This is a genomic window from Streptomyces sp. NBC_01077, assembly GCF_045162855.1.
Taxonomy (GTDB): domain Bacteria; phylum Actinomycetota; class Actinomycetes; order Streptomycetales; family Streptomycetaceae; genus Streptomyces.
Genome location: NZ_CP108669.1, coordinates 2,216,188 through 2,235,369 on the forward strand (window position 1 = coordinate 2,216,188; position 19,182 = coordinate 2,235,369).

Sequence of the window (19,182 nt, forward strand, 5' to 3'; positions counted from 1 at the left end):
ACACAGGCCCCCACCATAGCGAGGTCCTCGGAGTGCTCCGGCGCGGCGGGTCGGCTGAGAGGGGTGGCGCGGCGGTCGGGGCGGGACCGTGCACGCGGGTGGCGCGGCGGTCGGGAAAGACCGTACACGCGGGTGGGGGTGCGGTGCGGGGCCCGTCGTCCTTCGGTCCGACCTGGGATCCGCTGGCGGCGGATCGACCGAGAGCCGTTGTCTACTGAACGTCCGGGCCCCACCCGGGTCGCACCTTCCGCCGGAGAATCCTTCCCTCGCGGCCGAGGCGCGGGCGGCGTTCGGCGAATGCTCGGGGATGCGGTCCGGTCGGACGTCCTGTGGTGGACGCGGAGAACCTACCCGCCCCTGGCGGTCGACTGTCAACACCCGCTTGACCTGCGGAGACTCCCTAAAAGGCCAGGCCGGAGGGGAAGATCCGCAGGTCGGGGACAAGCGTACGGAACGGGGTCCCAGGTGGGACATATCCCTACATCACTCGTTCGGCCGTACGAACACCGGCTGTCCGTGCACGACCGTACGCAGGCAGACCGGGAGGTCGAGTCCGGGGGACAGATCGGGCAGACCGGGCGTCCCGGAGCGGGGGTCGGTGGACCAGCGGGCGACCCGGTCGTCGGGGGCCTGGACGACGAGCTCCTCGGTGCGCCAGACCGCGTAGTCGGCGGGGGCTCCCGGAACCAGCGTCCCCGCGTCGTCCCGGCCCACGGCCCGCCAGCCGCCCCGGGTATGGGCGGTGAAGGCGGCCCGGGCGGAGATCCGGTGCTCGGGGGTGCGGTGGAACGCGGCGGCCCGGACGGTGCCCCAGGGGTCGAGCGGGGTCACCGGGCTGTCCGAGCCGAAGGCCAGCGGCACACCGGCACGCAGCAGCGCCGCGTACGGGTTGAGGGTGCGGGCCCGCTCGGCGCCGAGCCGGTCGGCGTACATACCCTCCTCGCCGCCCCAGAGCGCGTCGAAGGCGGGCTGGACGGAGGCGGTGAGGCCGAGTTCGGCGAAGGCGGCGATGGTCTCGGGGGTGAGCATCTCGACGTGCTCGACGCGGTGCCGGGCGGCCCGGACACGGGCCAGGCCGACCTTCTCGGCGGCGGACCTGACGCCCTCGACCACGGCGGTCACGGCGCCGTCCCCGATGGCGTGGAAGCCGGCCTGGAGGCCCGCCTCGGTGCAGGCCACGACATGGAGGGCGACGGTCGCCGCGTCCAGGTGGGCGGCCCCCGTGTGGCCGGCGTCGGTGTGGTCGGCGTACGGCTCGTGGAGGCAGGCCGTGTGGGAGCCGAGGGAACCGTCGGCGAACAGGTCACCGGCCGCGCCCAGCGCGCCGAGGGCACGGGCCCGCTCGACGTCGAGATCGGCCCAGTAGCCGACGACCCGGGGGCCGGCCTCGTCGCGCGCCAGGTCCAGGAGGCCGGTGAAGTCGTCCTCGGAGGAGATCCGGGGGCCGCCGCACTCGTGCAGGGTGCCGATGCCGAGGGAGGCGGCCCGGCTCCGGGCGGCGCGCTGCGCCTCGGTGCGCTGGAGTGCGGAGACGGCGCCGAAGGCGGCGGCACGCACGGCGTGGTGGGCGTCGCCGGTGAGCGGCCGCTGCCCGTCGTGGAAGCCGTCCAGGTCGCGGACGCCGGGGACGAGGTCGAGGAGGGCGGTGGTGACGACCGCCGAGTGGACGTCGATGCGGGTGAGGTAGAGCGGGCGGCCGCCGGTGAGTTCGTCGAGTTCGGCGCGGGTGAGCGGGCGGCGCTCGGGCCAGCGGGAGGCGTCCCAGCCGTGGCCGATGAGGATGCGGTCCTCGGGGCGGGCGGCGGCGTGGGCGCGGATCAGCTGCGCCGCGTCGGCGAGCGAGGCGGCGCCGGACAGGTCGAGCCCGGTGAGGGCGAACCCGGTGGCGGTGGTGTGCACATGCGCGTCGACGAACGCCGGGGTGACGAGCGCGCCCTCCAGGTCGACCACCTCGTCCACGCCGGTGGCGAAGGCGTCGGCCGCGCCCTCCGAGCCCACCCAGGCGACGTGCCCGCGCTCCACCACCATGGCGGTGGCGAAGGGGTCGGCGGGGCTGTGGACTTCTCCACCGCGCAGCAGCACGGTGCGGTGTTCGGCGGGAGACGCAGCAGGCATGGACTCACTCATGCGACCAGGCTAGGACCTGCCAGGACCCGGTTTGTCCGGCAGGTCCCCCTCGGCGTGCCCGACCGCGGGTGAACGGGCACGTCGGATGCGCCCGGCCGCGTCAGATGCGCGGCGGCCTGGCCTCGTACGGGGTGGAGAGGACGACGGTGGTGCGGCTGGAGACACCGGCCTGGGAGCGGATGCGGCTGAGCAGGTGCTCCAGCTCCAGCGGGGTGGCGACGCGGACCTTGAGGATGTAGTTCTCGTCACCTGCGACGCTGTGGCAGGCCTCGATCTCCGGGATGTCGGCGAGCCGGTCGGGGGTGTCGTCGGGGGAGCTGGGGTCGAAGGGTTTGACCGAGATGAAGGCGGTCAGCGGCAGGCCGACGGCCTCCGGGTCGACGACGGCCGCGTAGCCGCGGATGACTCCGCGCTGCTCCAGGCGGCGGACGCGCTGATGCACCGCCGACGTGGACAGGCCCGTGGCCTTGCCCAGGTCGGTGTAGCTCATGCGCCCGTCCTTGACGAGCAACTCGACGATCTGACGATCCAGCTCCTCCATGCGGTGACCTTATTGCTCCGGACGGGGAGCGGCACCGCCGGGGTCGACCGCTATCGGTCGGTATGGGTCATCACGGGGCACCTGCGACGGGCATGTGACGAACGCCACAGGTTTGCGTCCGCCCTGGGGTACTGCCACACGGTTATGCGGACGGTCGTATGGGAAGTGCTTGCTGTGGTCGAGGCCGTACAGATCCGGCCGACCCACCCGAGGGGGAGATTCTCCATGCAGGAGCCTGTTGATTCGGTCGACACGTCCGAAGAGCTCGACGCGTACGACACCTTTGAGATGTTCCGGGTCATCTGCCCGGAGTGCGTGCAGCCCATCGCGCTGCTCGCGGACGAGGACGTGCTGCCGGAGCACGCGCTCTGCCCGACGCCGTGGAACCCCTTCGTCCTGACGGTCTGCTCGGGCACGGGCCTGTCGGCGACCGAGGCGCGTCCGGCCGACGACACCCTGGAGGTCCAGGAGCAGGACACCGCCCTCCTCCTGACGCTCCCCCAGAGTCTCGACTGGCGCACGCAGCCCTTCTCGCACGTCGGCGGTCCGGGCTCGCGCCCGATGCGGGTGCCGCAGATGCGGCGCGCGGCCTAGAGGGTGTCTTGCCGGACGGGGCCTCCGGGCCCCTCCGCTCACCAGTAGGTTCCCCGCACCATCGCCGCCAGGGTGGCATGGTGCAGGATCAGGCCGTCGGGGTCCGCGGGTATCTCGACCTCGCCGAAGTGGGCCTGCCGGTACGCGATCCTGAGCATCACGATCGCGTGCCGCAGCGCCGCGTAGAGCGTGTGGAACTCCATGTCGCGCGGGGTGTGCCCGGTCAGTTCCGCGTAGCGCCGTTCGACCGCGTCGCGCCGCAGGAAGCCGGGCAGCCCGGGCTGGCCGAAGGAGACGGTCAGGTCCTGGAAGAAGCGGTGCAGGTAGACCGTCCAGCCGAGGTCGACCTCGCGCGGGACGCAGGCCGCCATCTCCCAGTCGAGGACGGCTGCGGGGGTGAATCCGTCGTAGACGATGTTCCCGATGCGCGCGTCGCCCCAGCCGAGGACGGCCGGGCCCTCGTCGGCCGGCCAGTGGGCCTCCAGCCAGTCGAAGGCCGACTCGATGAGCGGCGAGGGGGCGAGCCCCTCCACCACCCAGGCGTAGTACGCGCGTTGGGCGTCGACGTGCCGACGCAGCGGGGTCCCCGGGCCGTCGGGCAGCAGGAACTCGGCCTCCTTCGCGGGGAACTGCTCGTGCAGCCGGGCGAGCACGGAGACGGACCCGGCCTCCAGCAGGGCGCGTTCGGCGTCGGTGGCGGCGTGCAGCCAGTTCCCCTCGTACGTGTAGGGCATGACGTCCGGCGGGACGCGGCCCTCGGCGCGGGCCATCACGAAGAAGGGGGCGCCGAGCGGTTCCGGGTCCTCTTCGAGCCACAGCACCCGGGGTACGGGGATGTCGGTGTGCTCGCCGACCAGGCCCATGACCCGGTGCTGGCGGGCCATGTCGTAGACGGGGAAGACGGTGTACGCGTCGGGGTCGGCGGCCAGCCGCAGGGCGCAGCCGCGTACCGGGGCGTCCGGATGGTCGAGGTCGAAGAGCAGGGTCTCGCTGGACATGCCGTTGGAACCGGGCACGGCGAGATCGGTGGCACGGGCGCCGGGCAGATGCCGGTCCAGCCAGGCGGTGAGCCGGCGCCCGAGCTCCTCGGGGTCGCGGGTGGTGGTGCGGGGGCGGGGCGCGGAGGTCAAGGGGAGCTCCTCGGAAGGCCGTTGACGTAGGAGGGTGGGACGGACGACCGCTGACGCGAACGAGGTTCGTCAGGGGGCCGTCGACGTGTGGTCGGCGAAGCCGCTGGGGTCGTGGCGGCCGAACGAACCGTGCTCGAAGATGCCGTAGCCGGTGTGGCCGTCGAGCGTGAACCGGGCGGCGTGGTCGGTGACGCCGTACGCGGCCATGGGGTGGGCGGCGGGGTCGCTGAGGTCGTAGACGCGCCGGTCGGTCCAGCCGCGCCCCTGCCAGGTGCCGTGCTGCCAGTCGGTGGCGGGCGGGTAGCCGGCGCCGACGGCGAGCGGGGAGGAGGCGAGGATCTCGACGCCGAGCTCCAGGGGTTTGCCGGTCGGGTCGGTCAGGTGGACGGCGGCTCGTTCCGGGTGGCGGGTGCCCGGGCGGTACGTGATCTCGGTGCGGGGCCAGCCGAGTTGGGTGTCGCGGTGGCCGTTCCGTACGAGCAGGGCCTCGTTGAGCGTGCGGTAGCCGTCGGCGTCCTCCTGGGCGACGACCATGAGGAAGCGGTCCTCGAAGCGCATCGGGATCCAGAGCCAGTGGAAGCCCTCGGGGCGGAACTCGGCGCCGCGCCCGGGCTCCTCGCCGGGGATCGGGCGGACTCCCCAGCTGCGGTCGCGGGTGCCGGTCCACTCCCCCGGGGTGACGGCGAACTCCTCGCCACCCGCCCTGACCGTGCCCGCGCAGTGCCCGGCCTGGACGAAGCGGCGGCCTTCGAGGGTGAGCCGGCCGCCGTGACGCTGGGTGTGGTGGGGTTCCCAGACGGCCGGGAAGTCGCCGGTCCAGGAGAGGTCGTAGGAGAGCCCGTCGGGGTCGTCGGGGTCGGCCGCGCAGCGCAGGGAGAGGCGCTTGAGGGGCTCGTCGACGGTGATGGTGAACGGGCCGACGGAGAGGTTCATCCGGTCGTCGCCGAGTGCGTCGGAGGCCCGGACGGCGTGCAGCCGGTCGCCGACCCTGAGGGTGGCGTAGGCGTCGACGACTCCGGCGTTCGGGTAGACCCCGAGGCCGGCGATGAGCAGGGCGCGGCCGGTGTGGTCGAAGACGTGGAAGATGCACCGGTCGTAGGCGTTGCGGTCGCCGCTGACGTGGTGCTTCATCGAGAGCGGGGCCTGGTGCACGGGGTATTCGTCGAGTGCGACGGGCCGGTCGTCGACGTGCCGGTGCACGGACATGGCTGACCTCCTGGTCGGCGAGCGCGTGTTCCGCGAGGGAAACTGACGGTACGTCAGGTGCGCGCCGGGGGGCCAGAGCCGTGCACCGGGTACCGGACGAACTGCCGCTCGAATCCGTTCGGCGGTGACCACGACCGCCGGGGCGCGTTGGTTCGGGCATGACCACGCTGTACACGACCCCCAGCGGAATCGGTCGGCACCGGCAGGCCGAACCGCGCATTGAAGAATCGGTTCCGCATCCGACACGGACGCAGACGTCGGCACCGACGCCCGGCGCCCCCGGTACGGGCCCCGGCCCCGTACCGATGCCCGTGCCCGTACCCGTACCGGCGCAGGCACCCGCCCCGGTCCCCGCCGACCCGCCCATCTACAAGGACGTGCTCTCCCTCTGGGCGAGCCAGGGCCGCACCCTCCCGGGCCACCGCGACCAGGAGTGGGCGCGGCTCGCCTCGGGCCCCGTCTGGGCGGACCGCACGGTCCGCGTCAGCGGGACTCTGGTCCGACCAGGTGACGGGCGATGACCACACGCTGGATCTGATTGGTCCCCTCGACGATCTGGAGCATCTTCGCCTCCCGTAGATACCGCTCCACGGGGAAGTCCGCCGTGTAGCCGTACCCGCCCAGCACCTGGACCGCGTCCGTCGTGATCTGCATGACGGCGTCCGTGCAGAACAGCTTGGCCATCGCCGCGCACCGGCCGAACGGCCGCCCCTCGTCCCGGAGCCGCGCCGCCTCCAGGTACAGCGCCCTGCCCGCCTCGACCCGGGTCGCCATGTCGGCGAGGAGGAAGCGGAGCCCCTGGAAGTCGGCGATCGGCCGGCCGAACTGGCGACGCTCCCTGGCGTACGCGACGGCCTCGTCCAGGGCCGCCTGGCCGAGCCCGACCGCGCAGGCGGCGATGCCGAGCCGCCCCGAGTCCAGGGCGTCGAGCGCGATCGCGAAGCCCTGCCCCTCCGCGCCGAGGCGCCGCGCGTCGGGGACCCGTACGCCGTCGAAGTGGAGCTGCGCGGTGGGCGAGCCCTTCATGCCCATCTTCCGCTCGGGCGGAGCGGCACTCAGTCCCGGGGCGTCCCCCGGCACCAGGAAAGCGGTGATGCCACGCGCCCCCGCGCCTCCGGTCCGGGCCATGACCGTGCAGAAGTCGGCGATCCCGCCGTGGGTGATCCACGCCTTGGTCCCGTCGATCACCCAGTCGTCACCTTCTCCGGGACCCCGGACGGCCCGGGTGCGCAGCGCCGCGGCGTCGGATCCGGCGGAGGGTTCGGAGAGGCAGTACGCGCCGAGGAGGCCGCCGCCCAGCATCGCGGGCAGATGGGCGGCGCGCTGCTCCTCGGTGCCGTAGCGGGCGAGCGCGTGACAGGAGAGGCTGTGGACGCTGACGCCGAGGCCCACGGTGAGCCGGGCCGCGGCGAGCTCCTCCAGGACCTGGAGGTAGACCTCGTACGGCTGACCGCCCCCGCCGTACGCCGGGTCGTACGGCAGTCCGAGCAGCCCGGAACGGGACAGCAGGGCGAAGAGCTCGCGGGGGAAGTGTCCGGCGGCCTCCTCCTCGGCGGCGCGCGGGGCGATCTCCCGCCGGGCGATGTCCCGTGTCAGGGCCAGCAGCTCGCGGGCCTCGTCGGTGGGCAGCCGGCGTTCCACGCCGTCCGGGGTGCTGTCGGCCATGGCCGGGCGCTCCTCCCTGCCGGGCGCGGGCACGGGCACGGACGTGCGGGGCGCGCGCGGGGTCGCGGGGAGTATGCCCGTTCGAGGCATCGGGATCACCCGATGGTCGGGGGATCACACGGACGCCGAGGGCAAGGGTCCACCGGCCTCACACGCCGAGGGCGAGCGGTCCACCGACCTCACACACCGAGGGCAAGTGGTTCCACCGGCCTCACATACCGAGGGCAAGTGGGTCCACCGACCTCACATGAGGCCGGCCCGGGTGACGAGCACGGCCAGGAGGACGACCAGGGTCCAGCCGAGGACGTGCTCCAGGAGCTTGGGGCCCCGGTCGTCCTTGGGGCCGCCCGTCCGGGCGCGGAGGAAGAGTCGGGTGGCGGCGGAGGAGGTGGAGGTCATGGCGACCACCTTGCGGTACGGGGGCGGCCCCGGGGTAGAGACGTCGGTCACGTCCCCCGGGGCCGCGCCGTCGCGTCGGACGACGCCGAGGGCCGCGAGGGCCTTGCGCTGCGCGGGCGAGCGACGGTCCGGGAAGGAGCGGTAGCAGACCCTCCTGTGCCGGAGACCACTTTCACGAACGCGCCGACAGGGGGCCCCGACGGCCCGGCTGAACGCCGCCCGTTTGGAAAAAGGTGGATTTCGGCCGGGGTGCAGAATTCTTTGGTCTCGGCAAGTGAATTTTCGCGATTTACGTGCACATGCCAATGAACCTTGACGGGCCAGGATGATCTTTGCCTATCATCCCCTGTCGCTTTCGCGGCACACCTAGGGGACCAAGGGGATCCAATGCGCAAGCTCCACATTCTCGGCATAGCCTCCGCCGTGTTCGGTATTGCAGCATTCGCAGCACCGGCCCAGGCGGCCTCGTACGACGGTGTCTGCAACTCTTCGAGCGGTGGCGAAATCTGTCTCTACCGTGACGCCAATGCGCAGGGGCCCATCTACGACACGCTCTACAGCAAGCCCTCGTACACCGGCACGTACTACGGAACGGGCACTTCGATCAACGACAGCGTGACGTCGATCAGGAACCTGGACCCCGACACCGACGCCATGGTCTTCACCAATGCCAATTACACGGGCGACGACTCGATGATCTGGTCGAATTCCACGTTCAACGACATGGGCTACGGGTCGCCGTGGATGGACAACTCGATCTCCTCGCACTGCTTCATCAACAACTCGGCCTGCCCGTACTAGAGCACACCGAATAGGCAGGTGCCATGGAAGTCTCTTCCATGGCACCTGCCGATATTCCGTCCACACTCATCAGAGGGCGAACCACGATGATTCCGCAGCGCCGAGTGGCCGCATTCAGTTCACTCGCCGTACTGGCAGTGCTTGGAATATCCGGCTGCACCGAAGGCTCCGTTCACGCCGGACCCGGGGGCGGGGCCGGGACCGTGTCCGGCTCGACGCCGACGGCCTCGACCGCGCACACCTCGCGCACCCTGGAACTGCCGCTCGACGCGTACAAGCTCAGCGCCAAGGACCGGACGTCTCTCACATGGGCGCAGTACGTCCTTGCGGACAAGTGCATGCGGCAGCGCGGCATGAAGTGGCCGGCCCCGCTCACTCCTCCCGGGGAGAGCCACGAGCCGAACCAGCGCCGCTACGGCATCAGCGACGCGACCGTCGCAGCCTCGTACGGATACCAGCTGCCTCCGCCTGCCGGGGTCTCGCGTGCGGAGGAATACGAGTCGGACCTGCGCGGCAAGGAACGTCTCAAGACCGTGGACCGCGCCACGATGAACGCCTACACGGGGCAGGGCGGCAGCGGTCCCGGCTGCCAGGACCGGGCGCGACAGGCACTGCACATGCAGTGGATGTTCACAGCTGATCCGGTGTCGACCGCGTCGCGCACCGCTTGGGCACGCGCGAAGAGCGACGGCAGGGTGCGGGCATTGGACACCGAATGGAGCGCCTGCATGCGGGCGTCCGGGCACACTCGGCCGGATCCTCTTTCCGCGGCCGAATCCTGGGCCGGTTCCGGCACGGTCCCGGGAAAGCAGGGACCCCTCCGGGCTCCGAGTGCCGAGGAGGTGTCCATGGCGCGCGCGGATGTGAAGTGCAAGAACACGGTCGACTACATCGAGCGTCGCCAGTCGGTCGAAGCCGGCTACCAAACCGCGGAAATCACCGCCGGCTCCCGCCAACTCCAGGCCTACTGGTCCGCCTTGCAGCGCAGCCTCCGCACGGCGCGTGAGGTCAGCACTCGATAGGTGTGCCGTCCACCGCACGATCCGCGGCACAAGCGGACCACCGTGGCCCTGACGAACGGTGTGTCCGTCCACGAGGTGTCTCGCCGGCTCGGACGTCGTTCGGTCGAGGTCACGGTGGACCGGTGCGGCCACCTCACGCAGGACGGTCAGGAGCGCTGCCGTCAGGCCGTCGAGACGGCCGTGCGGCCGTACATGTTCACACCAGGCCCAGCTCCTGCAGTGCGCGGTGCTGGCTCGGCGCCGGCTTAGCGGGCCAGCAGACACCGCCCGTACCGCTTCTGACCTTGCCGTTCGCGTCGTACCGCAGAATTCACCCTGCGGCCCCGGCTGCGATCTCTGGGGCTGTCAATCGAACGGCCCTGTCTCACATTCGGTGGTGACGGAGCGTGCCGCTATCCGAGGATGATGCGGTGGCGGAGCGGGGTTTCCCCCCTCCGGCCCCGGTGACGGCGTCGCGCGATCACTCGCTCACGACGCTCCAGGCTCCCAGGACTTCGGAGAAGTCCTGGGTTTTGACCAACAGCTCCGGGAGCCCCGGTTCACTCGCCAGGATCCTTTCGACGACCGCGCATGCTCGCTCCGACCCGATCCCTCCGGATACGGGCCACACCAGCGGGCGGTCGCTGCTCGCGTACTCCTCGCAGAGCACCTCGGCATCCTGCTCCGGCACCGGCCATAGACCGAACAGCCGATCGTTGAGGTCGGACGTCTCCGCCCGCTCCGCGAAGAGCTTGAAGTACCAGCAGGAGCCTCCTGCCACGCTCCTCACGACACCCTCGACCGGACCGTCCATCCAACCGAAGATCAGGAGAAGCTCGACGCGCTCATGCCCTTCTGCCAAACGCAAGGCCATCCGGCTACCGCCCAAACGTAGTGTTGAAGGTCTTCCTCACCGTCGCATCCACCGGCTGCGGAAGAATCAGAGTGTGATGATCCGGGATATTCCTGGTCGGGGTATATGTCAACGACATCCCCGCCTCCTCCAACTGCTCCTTGGTCGCCACCGAGGCCCCGGGGAGCACACCAGGACGCACCGAGACACCATGGCCGAAGCCGTTGGCTTCCGCCGCCTGCGCTTGGCCCGCGAGCCGCCCCGTGCTCTCGGCGTTGGTGGGGAACCGAGAGAACGGCTGGTCCGCGGGACACGTGCACGCATCCCCCTTGGCCATGCCCGGACCGCAATTGTGCACCAGAAGCGGCGTCGAACCCGCCAGCACATAATAGGTGTGCAGGTCATCGACCGTGAGGTTGTGGACCCGCTTGTGCTGGGTCCACGCGCGCACGGCGCTCACCTGGGTGTAGGAGCCGTTGCCGGTCTGCAGCAGCATTCCGGGGACGATTTCCTTGGCGTAGAGCCACTTGCCTGGTTCGGGCGCCCAGAACGGGTGATTGTCCGTCGCGACGACCTTGCCCGGGTGTCCGCCGGGGCTGGTGACGGTGATCTCGACCAGGTTCTTCTCGCCCTCACCGGTGATGAGCGCGGTGACCGTGCGCGGGCCGGTTTCTCCGGTCACCGGGTCGGTGGCGGTGACCTTGTCGCCGACGCGCACCTGTCCTATGACCTTGTTGTTGCCGTCGGCCATCACGACCATGGTGTCCGGGGTGAAGCTGTTGCCGGTGGCGCAGCTCCCTGCCCCGTTGTCGGCAGCCTTGGGGGCGGATCCGCTGTCGGCCGGTTTCGGTGCGGGAGGGCTGTCCGCCGCCTTCGGTACGGGTGCGGTGTCGGCCGCTTTGGCCGTAGTTGCCGCATCGGCGGCATTGTTGGCGGTCTTGGCGGCCTGTGCGGCGTCGAGTGCCTTGTTGCCGTACTTGGCCGCGTTCGCCGCGTAGCCCGCGCCCGGGATGGCTGAGGCAGCGGAGAGGCCGGCGTTGACGTAGTCGCCTTCCGCGGCGTACCAGCCCGCGTTGGCCAGGTCGCCGACCTCGCCGACGACCGGGACCATGCCGACGACGTCGAGGGTGGTGTGACCGATCGTCTTCCACGACGGCATCTTCGGCCACTTGCCGGTCGGGTCGGTGAGCTTGACCGGGTTGTTGTGGGTGTAGGTGTAGGCGGCGAGGTTGCGCGGCTCGGCGATGCCGCCCGCCATGCCCCCGTCGAGGTAGTCGGGCAGCGCCGGGTCGGTGCTCGCCCAGAGCTGGGTCCGTGGGTTGTAGTAGCGGGCCCCGTAGTAGTAGAGCCCGGTCTCCGCGTCGAGTTCCTTGCCGGTGAACTGGTAAGGCGTGTCCGCCTGTCCGGTCCGTTCCTCCACCCAGGTTTCCCCGTACGGGAAGTACTCCAGGTGCTCGGTGACCTTGCCCTGCTTGTCGGTGACGTAGCCGGAGGAGCCGATGTGGTCGGCGTGGAAGAACTGTTGGGCGTCCTCGGGACCGGTGGTCTCGACGGCTTTGGTCGTCACGCGGCTGTCGCCGACGAAGACGTGCTTGTAGCCGGTGGTGTCGCGTTCGCTGTAGTACCGGTTCGGGTACAGCGAGAGCCCGTCCTCGCTCCGCTTGACGAGGCGGTCGCCCTTGTCGTCGTAGACGTAGGAGACGGTGGCGCCGGCGCAGCCGCTCGGGTCCTGAGTGAGGGTGCCGGTCGCGGTGTCCTGGTTGCAGACGAGGCGGTTCTCCTCGTCCCACACGTACTGCCGGCGCTTGTCGGTGGCAACTGTGTTGACCGTGCTTGTCAGGTTGCCGTTGGCGTCGTAGGCATGGCTGATCGGACCGACCTTGGTCGGGGCATGCGGTGTGGCGCCGTCGTAGGCGTACGTGTAGGCGTAGGTCGTCCGGTCCTGGACGTCGCTCGGGTTGGACGGGTCCTCGACCGGTTCGATCGGCCCGGCTCCGCCGCCGCCGACCGGGAAGGCCGGGGTGCCGCCGGTGACCTCGTGGGTCTGCGACTTGCTCGTGGTGTTGTGGATCGAGTCGTAGCCCAGGCTCAGTGTGTACGTGTTGACCGCGTTGTTCTTGTCCGTGTACCGGCCGGACGCGGAGGTGAGCCGGTACTGGTCGTCGTATCCGTAGGTCTGGCTGCTCGGACCGCCGATGTCCCCGCCCTGCGGCGCGTTGTTCGCCAGCGAGGTGATGTTGCCGATCTTGTCGTACGTGTAGCCCAGGTTCTGGAACGCGGTTCCGCCCGGCGCCACGGACTTCAGTGCTCCGAGTCGACGGTCCTCGGTGTCGTAGGTGTAGGTGGTGCGGACCCCGTTGCCGGTCTGCTGGAGGATCTTCTGCCCGAACTTGTCGTAGTCGACCCGGTCCAGGTACGTGTAGCCGGTGCCGTTCTTGGATCCGGTGGCCCGGCCGACCTGGCCGCCCGAGTCGTAGTCGTAGGTCAGGACCTCTCCGTCGGGATAGGTCATCTGCAGCACACGGTTGAAGGCGTCGTAGCGCCAGGCGGTGGTGTAGGTGCGCGGGGCGTCGCGGACCGCGGTGATCGTGCGGGTCTCCTTGATCACCTCGCCCAGCGCCCCGTAGGCGCGCTTCGCCGTTCCCGCCGCGTCGTGGACCTCGGTGACGCGCGAGGCCGCGTTGTCCGGTGCGCCGGGGGCTCCGTACGCGTAGGAGACGTTGTTCTCCGGGAACGTCGGGTAGCGGATGGCCTTCAGCCGCGAGTACTCGTAGTCGTACTCGACGGCCTTGTCCGCTGCCCGCAGGTTCGCGGTGGTCTTCGACGTGACGTTCCCGGCGAGGTCGTAGCGGGTCTCGGAGCGCCCGGCGTCCGGGCTGTCGAACGAAATGCGGCGTCCCAGTGCGTCGTAGCCGGCGCGCGTGACGTTGTTCTTGTCGTCGGTGATCGTCGTGACCTGACCTGTGGGGTCGTACGCGTAGCTGGTCCAGATCTCCGAGGAGCCGTTGAACTCCTTCACCGAGGTGGTGGCACCCCGGACGTCGGTGTAGGTGCGGCGCTCCTTGCCGTTGCCGTCGGTCGCCGTCCGCTCGAAGCGGGTCGTGCCCGCCCGGTCCTCGCCGAAGCCGTATCCGGTGCTGGTGGTGACGCCGTCCGGTTGCACGGTCCTGACCGAGCGGTCCAGGACGTCGAAGGTGTCCTTCGTGGGTGCCACGGAGTCGAAGGAGGCGTTGAACGTGGTGTTCGCGGTTCCCTTGTCCTCGGTCACCGGGTAGTACTTCTCCACGGCGCGGCCGAGGTAGTCGAACTTCAGCCGGCCGGAGACCGTCATCACCTGGGTGGGCGTGGCCCCGGGCGAGGCGGACACCGAGGCGTCCTTCTTGGTCTGCAGGACACGCTTGAGGCCGTCGCTGAAGGTGACGGTGTCGATGGTGTCGTCGCGCACGTCCGAGGCGGCACGGTCGAGGTGCTTGGTCGTGGCGTACGGGACGGTCGCCTCGGGGTGGTAGCCGAAGGTGATCGTGGCCTGGTCGCCGTCCTTCTCGTAGGGCCCGATCACCTTGTCGAGTCGGCCGACACCGTCGTAGGACATCCGGAGCGGCTGGCCGTTGTGGTCGGTGTTCCGCTCGGGCTGGCCGTATTTGAGGTTGTACGCCGTGGACGAGCGGTAGCCGAAGCTGTCCTCGACGGACTCGACGTGTACGCCGACGGTGGTGTCGTAGCCGTACTCCAGCTTGTAGCGCTGCCCCTTTGCGTTGGCCGGACCGGTCACCGATTTCAGGTTCCCGTCCGGGTGGTACGTCAGGTCGGAGACGGCCGCGGTGTCGTCGTCGAGGTACTCGCGTATCTGGCGCACGGCGCCGGTCGCGCAGTCGACGGTGGATGCGCGGTGCCGTAGGAGTGCGCCGGTGGCCGCGGCCTTCTGCCGTATCGCGTTGGCGATGCCGACGAGGTACTGGTCGCGGCACTGCGTGTCGGAGCCGCTGTACGCGAAGACGGTCTCCAGGTCGTCCGCGGTGCCTTCGTCACCCGTGGCGAAGGTGCGGGTGACGTTGCCGTACTCGTCGTAGGAAAGGTCGGTGAAGGTGGACTTCTCTGCGGCGGCCGCGCCTTCGTAGTGCTTCTCCTCGACGCGGGTGAGCTGCGGGAAGACGGTGGCGGTGCGGCTCTTCGGGTCGGCTTCCTGGTCCGTGGAGGTGTCGAGCAGCCGGTAGGTGTTGAGTGTCTCGCGGTACGGGTGGCCGGCGCCGTCCTCGGTCAGCGTGCGGGTGAGCAGGCCGCGGCTCACGTATCCGTCGGTGCGGTACTCGTCGGTCACCGTGCGGCGAACGGCGTCGTCCGTACCGGTGTCGCGGTTCTCGGTCACCACGCGGCCGAAGCCGAGGAACTCGCGCTCCAGCCGGTCGTGGCGGCCCTGCTCGTAGCGGAAGGTCGTCAGACGCGTGTCGGCACCATCACCCGCGAGCCCGTCGAACACCGAGGTGCGGGACAGCACCCAGCGGCTCTCCTGCATGGCGGCGGTGTTGCCCGAACGGGTGTAGTCCAGGTCGATACGGGCGCCCATCGGCCGGCTGACGGAGCGCAGCAGGTTGGTGCGACCGGTCTTGTTGACCGCGACAAGGAGTTCGTCGTCCCGGGTGGACTTGACGTGGTCGGCCAGGCCGTCGCCGTTGACGTCGCGCAGGCTGGTTTCGGCCCGGCTGATGCCGGTGGTCGCGTTGACGCCGGGGTTGAAGACGAAGACGCCGACGGGAGTGGGCAGGCCGACGGTGAAGTAGGCGCCCCCTCCGAGACTGGCGTTCTTGTCGACGGCGATGTCGGGGAAGCTGCCGCGGAAGGGGGCGGGCGCGGTGAAGCCGGTGCCGGTGTTGACCGCGACCTTGATCGGGTTGGCCCCGTCGGTGAACACCCGGTCGGTGAGGCCGTCGCCGTTGACGTCCGTCATGCTCGCGTTGGTGAACGAGGTTCCCAGCTCGGCGGACACACCGCCCGCGAAGCCGTAGCGGTCGACGTTGAACCCGAGGTTGACTCCGACGTTGCGGGTGGACGCGTCGTTGATCGGTCCGGCCGACCAGGGTTCGCGGGCGGCGAAGGAGTAGCCGAGGTTCAACTGGGCGTCGCCGTTGCCGAACACCTTGTCCGGCAACCCGTCCCCGTTGATGTCGATCAGGTCGACGCGGACGTCGGACTCGCCGCCGCCGAGGCTGCCGCCGATGCCGAGCGACGGTTGGACCGCGCCGGTGGTGGCGGTGTGGGCGCTGGTGCCCGCGTCGGGTGCGGCCATGCCCAGTGCGCTGGCGATGGTGGCGGTCTCGCTGCCTGCCGAGAACGACACGTTGCCGGAGACGTTGTCCGCCTCGCGGACGTTGCCGCCGAGGGTGCCGCGCGTGGCGCCGAGCGCGCCGGTCATGTCGGAGAACTGGATCTCCTTGGCGCCCACGACGTCGGGGTAGCCGTCGCCGTTGAGGTCGAGGTAGTCGACCGAACCCGCGGTGATCCCGCCGACCACGGTGCCGCCGAACGGGCCCGCCGCGAGGGTGGCCGACACCTGGCCGGTGACACCGCGTCGCATCACCGCCCGGTCGCCCGCCACGTCGGCGTCGGTGACGATGTCGATGGTGTCCGCGCCGAGGCGGGAACTGGTCGCCATCGCGGCGGTGATCCAGGAGGACTCGTCCTGAGCGGCCCAACCGCCCTTGGCGGGAACGGGGGCGAACACCGCGAGGCGCGGCATGGTGAGCCGGGGATTCGCGGCGAAAGGTGCGACATCCGCTTCCTTGGGCTCCTTGGGAAGCGCGTCCTTGAAGCTCTGGTCCAGCGTGAGTTCGGCCTGCTTGAGCGGCTGGGCGGCGCGGTCGCGGTTGCCCTGGTAGCCGATCACACCCCAGCCGCGGTAGGGCTGGGCGAAGGCGCCCTGCCCGACGGAACCGTGCATGGCGCTGGGCGCCGGGGTGAAGGTCGGCGAGCCGGAGGTCACGTCATAGGTGACCGACGCGGCCTGCGAGACGAGCAGGCCGAGCAGCCTGGACTCCGCCGTCGAGTAGTCGATGTAGAGCTCGTCGCCGGCGGTGACCGGTACGGTCAGGTCCAGGTTCTTGCCACTGAAGGGGGAGGTGTCCCTCGCTTCGAAGATCCGTTTGCCGAGCAGCTGCCCGCCTCGCTTCTTCACCGTGAGCGCGATCTTGGCATCACCGAGGAGGTTAAGGTTGAGGGATATCTTCGGCCGCACCTTCAACTGGCCGGTCTTGGTCGCCTTGTAGGACTGCTGCGGCGCGGTGAGGGTGTCCGCCGGGTACATGGTCATGTCGTACGGCGGGGTGATCACCATCGTGGGATCGCCCGCGGCGTCGACGACCGACTCGACCCCCTGCGCGGCCGTGTAGTGCGCCTTCGGCGCCCAGCTCACCGCCGAGGCGTCGATCGGGGAGTCGGTCTTCAGCTTCCACGACATCTTCTCGAACGTTCTGACCGGAATGCTCACGTCGATCGCGGTGGTGCCGGTCGACGCGGCGGGCAGGACCTTGCGAAACACCTCCGCGCCGGGGTTGACGCCGTTGCCCTTCTCGATCACGACGGTCACGTCGTCCGAGGTCGCCTTGTTCTTGACCACGTCACCGGTCAGCCGCAGCGTGCCGTTCACCGGCACGGTCACCAAGGACGGCCTGCCGCCGAAGGTGAAGTCGGCCGACGCGCGGAACACGGTGTCCGCCAGCCCGTTGGCGTCCGTGCCGGCCGGCAGGTCGGTGTAGGTGATCGCCGGGTCCCACGCCACGGTGTCGTACTTGCCGTCCAGAACGGACTGTGTGCGGAAGTAGAGCGCGTCGCCCTTCTTCACCGGGATCGACGCCACATTGCCCGGGGTGAACTCGGTGTGGTCGTCGGGGCCGATCCGCTGCGCCCAGAGTTCGGTGTCCTTGTGCTGGATGGTGACCCTCACGCCGTCGGCCTTGGTGTAGGCCGCCCGCGCCGGGGAGGGATCCTGGGCCAGCTGCACGCGGCCGTCCACACGGACGTTGCCGTCGAACGGCGCGACCCAGCGGCGCACCGTGTCAAGGAGCGGCGAGTTGTCCACCTGCTGGTTGAACTGCGCGGTCTGATCGCCGACGATCTCGCCGGTCACCGCGCCGCCCCCGATCGGCACCGGGGTGCGGGTGGAGTCCGCGCTGTAGGCGGGTTGCCCCTGCGCGTCCAGGTAGCCGAACAGCACGCCGCCGTTGTTCACCAGGTCGGCTATGCCGTCGCCGTTGACGTCGCTGAAGAACCGGTCCGAGGTGGTCGTGGTGCCCACGAAGTCCAGCTGGGCCGAGGTGGTGAGGACGTACGACTCGACGCCGATGGTGCCGGACAGCGTGCGCTCGGTCGAGATTCCCGGGAGGTTGGTGAGCTTGACCGGCGTGTCGCCGAACTTCGGCGCACCCCCCGGTGTGGCCAGATTGGGCCGGTAGAACACGTCCTTGTTCTTGCGGAACACCTTGTCCGGCAGGCTGTCGCCGTTCACATCGGCCAGCGCCGACAGGCCATCGGACTGGCCCGCGCTGAACCCGACCTTCAACCCGACGGCACCCTCCTTGGTCGTCAGCCCCTGGACGTTGTAGCCCGCGAACAGGTGCGCGCCGAAGCCGACCGACGTGTTCGCCGAGATCGCGCTGGCCTCGCCTTCGCGGATGTTCACCCCGAGGTCGTCATCCGGCACCGACCAACCCGCCGCGTCGGCGAAGGCGTTGTAGTTGCCCGACTGGTCGCGCACGTCGTCGAAGTAGTCGAACGTGTGGGTGTTGAAAAGCTGGTTGCTCTCGCTGAACTGCGACACCGAGGTGAGCAGCGTCTTGGCGAACGCGCCGGTCCGGTAGTTCAGCTCGTAGGCGCGGATCAGCTGGTCGTCCAGCTTGACCTCGACGCGCCGCAGCAGGTCGGCGGTGACCTTCTTGAACCCGTACTTGGCATCGATCCGCACGTCCGCCCGGCGTGGCTCGCCGCGCTCACGGTCCCGGATGAACGTCACCGAGTACCTGCCGTCGGTGTCGCCGCGGCCGGTGTAGGTGATCTTCTGCGGGTACAGGTCGCTGCCCGGAACCGCGGAGCCCGCCGTGCCGCCGTCAGCCACCTCGGCGTACCGGTAGCGCATGACGTTGTCGTTGCCGTCGCGGATCTCCCGCGCCGCCCAGGTGGCGACGCGCCCCTTGCCGTCGGCCAGCGTGCTGTCGGCCGTGCCGCCGAAGTGCGTCCGGACACCCTGCTTGTCGGTGACCTCCCACCAGTAGTTCGTGGGGCTGTCGCCGTGGCGCACGATCCGGTCGAACGAGCCCTCCACCCGGGAGTGGAACACCTTCTCCGCAGTGCGCGCCTGTAACTCGCTCCGGTGCGCCACCGGGGTCAGCTGCTCACCGTTGAGCAGGTAGGTCTCGGTCTCCAGTCCGGCGTCGTAGCGCGGCACACCCCACCGTGTGTCGACCGTGACCATCGGGGTGGCGAGGTCCCACCCGACGCCGAGCCACCCGTTCGTCCCCGACGAGTTGTAGGTGACGGCCAGATTCGGCTCCAGGCCCGCGCGGCCCTTCGGCACCTCCAGCGGGTACGACAACCGCGCGTCACCGCTGTTGTTCGCCGAGGGCGCCTCGACCAGGTTCACCCCGGAGCCGGGGTCGGCCGCCTTGATGTCCTTGATCTGGTTCGGGTTGAACGACGTGCCCTCCGGTCCCTCCGGCCCGGTGACCGCCGACCCGGCGTCCGGCACCGTCGCGGCGGCGCTGCGCATCAGCTCGGGCGAGGTCAGCCCGGACATGGTGAGCACCATGGCCAGGAGGACGATCACGCCCGTCCGGCCGCGGACCACGCGCTGGACAGTCATCAAAGAGCCCCCATACC

The 19,182-nt window shown here is 70.1% G+C and carries 12 protein-coding genes; 4 read left to right on the forward strand and 8 right to left on the reverse strand.

All coding sequences use genetic code 11. The features are described 5' to 3' along the window. Positions 1–483 precede the first annotated feature (483 nt). Positions 484–2,127 (reverse strand): amidohydrolase, encoded by a 1,644-nt coding sequence (locus OG462_RS09825; protein ID WP_406056465.1) that lies wholly within the window; start codon positions 2,125–2,127, stop codon positions 484–486. Positions 2,128–2,227: 100 nt separating this feature from the next. After that, complete coding sequence (locus OG462_RS09830; protein WP_073818744.1) at positions 2,228–2,668, reverse strand: Lrp/AsnC family transcriptional regulator; 441 nt, start codon at positions 2,666–2,668, stop codon at positions 2,228–2,230. A gap of 225 nt (positions 2,669–2,893) precedes the next feature. Here OG462_RS09830 and OG462_RS09835 point away from each other — a divergent pair, with 225 nt between their 5' ends. Next, the gene (locus tag OG462_RS09835; RefSeq protein ID WP_406056467.1) at positions 2,894–3,262 is read left to right on the forward strand and encodes a hypothetical protein; all 369 of its coding nucleotides are present in this window, start codon (positions 2,894–2,896) and stop codon (positions 3,260–3,262) included. Positions 3,263–3,300: 38 nt separating this feature from the next. Here the strand turns inward: OG462_RS09835 and OG462_RS09840 are convergent, their stop codons facing one another. Together OG462_RS09840 and OG462_RS09845 are read right to left on the reverse strand one after the other, a co-directional pair. Further along, positions 3,301–4,392, reverse strand: a complete 1,092-nt coding sequence (locus OG462_RS09840) for a phosphotransferase family protein (protein WP_406056469.1) — start codon at positions 4,390–4,392, stop codon at positions 3,301–3,303. A 69-nt stretch (positions 4,393–4,461) separates the two neighbouring features. Continuing rightward, the gene (locus tag OG462_RS09845) at positions 4,462–5,598 is read right to left on the reverse strand and encodes a hypothetical protein (RefSeq protein ID WP_406056471.1); all 1,137 of its coding nucleotides are present in this window, start codon (positions 5,596–5,598) and stop codon (positions 4,462–4,464) included. A 158-nt stretch (positions 5,599–5,756) separates the two neighbouring features. Between OG462_RS09845 and OG462_RS09850 the strand changes: the two genes are divergently transcribed. Continuing rightward, the gene (locus tag OG462_RS09850) at positions 5,757–6,119 is read left to right on the forward strand and encodes a hypothetical protein (RefSeq protein ID WP_406056473.1); all 363 of its coding nucleotides are present in this window, start codon (positions 5,757–5,759) and stop codon (positions 6,117–6,119) included. Here OG462_RS09850 and OG462_RS09855 read toward each other — a convergent pair. Continuing rightward, positions 6,082–7,263: an acyl-CoA dehydrogenase family protein gene (locus tag OG462_RS09855; protein WP_406056475.1), complete on the reverse strand. Its 1,182-nt coding sequence runs from the start codon at positions 7,261–7,263 to the stop codon at positions 6,082–6,084. The two genes, OG462_RS09850 and OG462_RS09855, sit on opposite strands and share 38 nt — an antisense overlap. 243 nt (positions 7,264–7,506) lie before the next feature. After that, entirely contained in the window at positions 7,507–7,662 is a 156-nt protein-coding gene (locus OG462_RS09860) for an SCO1431 family membrane protein (protein WP_406056476.1), read from the reverse strand. A gap of 387 nt (positions 7,663–8,049) precedes the next feature. Between OG462_RS09860 and OG462_RS09865 the strand changes: the two genes are divergently transcribed. Both OG462_RS09865 and OG462_RS09870 read left to right on the forward strand, forming a co-directional pair. Continuing rightward, a complete protein-coding gene (locus OG462_RS09865) occupies positions 8,050–8,463 on the forward strand; it encodes a peptidase inhibitor family I36 protein (protein WP_406056478.1) in 414 nt (137 codons plus the stop codon). A 203-nt stretch (positions 8,464–8,666) separates the two neighbouring features. Then, entirely contained in the window at positions 8,667–9,485 is an 819-nt protein-coding gene (locus tag OG462_RS09870) for a hypothetical protein (protein ID WP_406056480.1), read from the forward strand. Positions 9,486–9,945: 460 nt separating this feature from the next. Here the strand turns inward: OG462_RS09870 and OG462_RS09875 are convergent, their stop codons facing one another. Together OG462_RS09875 and OG462_RS09880 are read right to left on the reverse strand one after the other, a co-directional pair. Then, the gene (locus OG462_RS09875) at positions 9,946–10,278 is read right to left on the reverse strand and encodes a hypothetical protein (protein WP_406056482.1); all 333 of its coding nucleotides are present in this window, start codon (positions 10,276–10,278) and stop codon (positions 9,946–9,948) included. Positions 10,279–10,342: 64 nt separating this feature from the next. Next, entirely contained in the window at positions 10,343–19,165 is an 8,823-nt protein-coding gene (locus OG462_RS09880; protein WP_406056483.1) for a SpvB/TcaC N-terminal domain-containing protein, read from the reverse strand. Between the last annotated feature and the right edge of the window lie 17 nt (positions 19,166–19,182).